Below are 2,111 nucleotides of genomic sequence, written 5' to 3'. Positions count from 1 at the left end.
CCTAAACCATACTTCATAGATGCTGAAGGGTTGTACTTAGAATCCCACCATTTAGAAATGATAGATGCAAACGCAATAATAAAGAAGGAGTTTAAGATAGAGAACCAAGATGCAGGAATACGTACCCAGTCTTCTTTCACTTCTGTAACGGTCGTTGTAATCACTCCGTTATTTACACCTAACTCTTCTCCTCTTTTAATTGCTTCTTCTAGTCTCTTGTCCCCTATGTATGCGAAAGTAGAACCATCATTACTTTCTGTAATCATGTGTAATTCTTCTCCAGCTGGAATTGTTTTATTGGCAATACCGATTACCGTAGATTTTTCAACTATAGGGTTCGTGATTGCTTCAACATTGGTTTGATCGGTAATTGTTTTGTATTCAAATACCAACTCCCCTTTATCGTCTTTCTTTTGCGTGTTTGTTTCTTCGTCCATCACAGCAATCTGCTCCGCCTTGTAAGTAACTTCGTGTGCAACGGTGTTGAAATCTCTAATTAACATCCATCCTACTACAGCCCAAACTCCAGCAAAACAAACAATTAACACCAAGTTAGAACCCAAGATTTTCTTTCCTGTTTTCTTCGCTAACAAGAACAATACGTATGTAATGATTCCTAATGGAACTAAAGTTAAGATAGCGTTTACAACATTAAAAGTAAGTGCTGCACCACCAATTAACTCACGCTGGATATAATCTCTTGCTACAATAATTAAAGAAGATGCACCTTGTTCAAATGACATCCAGAAGAATACTGTGAAGAAGGCAAAAATGATAAAGGCTATCATTCTGTCTCTAACAATTCTAGAATAACGTGCAATACGTGTTCCTACTAATATCAAGAAAGCCAACAAACCGAAAGAAACGGCAACATATTGTCCTTCTAATGCTCCAACCTGACACCAGGCAAATAAGTCAATACCAGCAATCTTAGACATTGGATCATTCAATGCATAACCGATACCAATTAAAACACTTATAACCGTTAATATTTTATCCAATAAGGTAAATGGGTTGGGTTTATCCTCTGCATCATCTTCTCCTTTAGCAACTGTTGCGTGATCATCAATCACCTCTGTTTCTAGTGGAGCATGTGCTAAATCTGCTTCAGTTGACTTTTTAGGTTTACCACCAATTTCTCCAAACAAAGGCTTAGACAACCAGAATTGTAAAGTACCCAATAACATGAACACACCTGCTAAACCAAATCCGTAAGACCAACCAACTTTCTCAGCGATGTAACCACACAATAACATACCGAAGAATGCACCTGCATTTACTCCCATGTAAAATATAGTGTAAGCGCCGTCCTTTTTCTCAGGAACATCTTTATACATCTCAGAAATGATAGAAGTCATGGTAGGCTTAAAGAAACCTGTACCAATAACCAATAATGCCAATCCTAAGTAAAGAGAGAATTCCGTTTCAAACGCCATCGCGGCATGACCTAGCGTCATGATAATAGCACCAATCACAACTGCAACCCTGTACCCTGTAATTTTATCGGCAATAATCCCTCCAATAATAGGAGTAACATAAAGTAACATTGCATAAGTACCGAACAATGCACCTGCATTTTCAGCTGTCCATTCCCAACCTGGGTTGTACCCTATGGCCGCCATGGTTAAGAAGTTGATCAAAAGCACTCGCATTCCGTAGAATGAAAAACGCTCCCACATCTCTGTAAAGAAAAGTACAAATAAGCCCGATGGGTGCCCTAGTACTTTAGAATCAAAAATTGTTGATTTTTCTGTTGACATTGTATTTATAATTAAATGTTGTTATCTAAAACTTCTTGGTCATCCGCATGCATTTCTACTTCGTCATCCTCAGCACCATGAGTTAATTGTTTCAATCTCTTTTTCAAAGCAATGATTAAGAAACCAAAAATCGCACAGAATACTGCAATACCGGTGAAGATTGTGTATTCACCTAAATCTGAAGCAGACTCTCCTAAGAAACCTGCTAGTTTATTTCCAAATCCTGTCATGGCGAAATAAGTACCCATCATAATAGAAGCGTACTTCACCGGAGCCAATTTAGTAATGAAAGATAATGCAACTGGTGAAGCACATAACTCACCAATGGTGTGTAATAGATAAGCAAAAACT

Annotated in this window: 1 protein-coding gene and 1 pseudogene; both read right to left on the bottom strand. The window is 37.9% G+C overall.

The genetic code is table 11. The annotated features are described in order from the left end of the window. Positions 1–1,760 (bottom strand): oligopeptide:H+ symporter (locus R3333_RS14220; protein ID WP_318959428.1); only part of this gene is annotated, 1,760 nt, incomplete at its 3' end. A gap of 11 nt (positions 1,761–1,771) precedes the next feature. After that, a pseudogene (locus R3333_RS14215) lies at positions 1,772–2,111 on the bottom strand (MFS transporter); the annotation flags it as partial.

This window comes from Lishizhenia sp. (genome assembly GCF_033720595.1).
Taxonomy (GTDB): domain Bacteria; phylum Bacteroidota; class Bacteroidia; order Flavobacteriales_D; family Crocinitomicaceae; genus Lishizhenia.
This window is presented reverse-complemented; position numbering and strand designations above follow the sequence as displayed.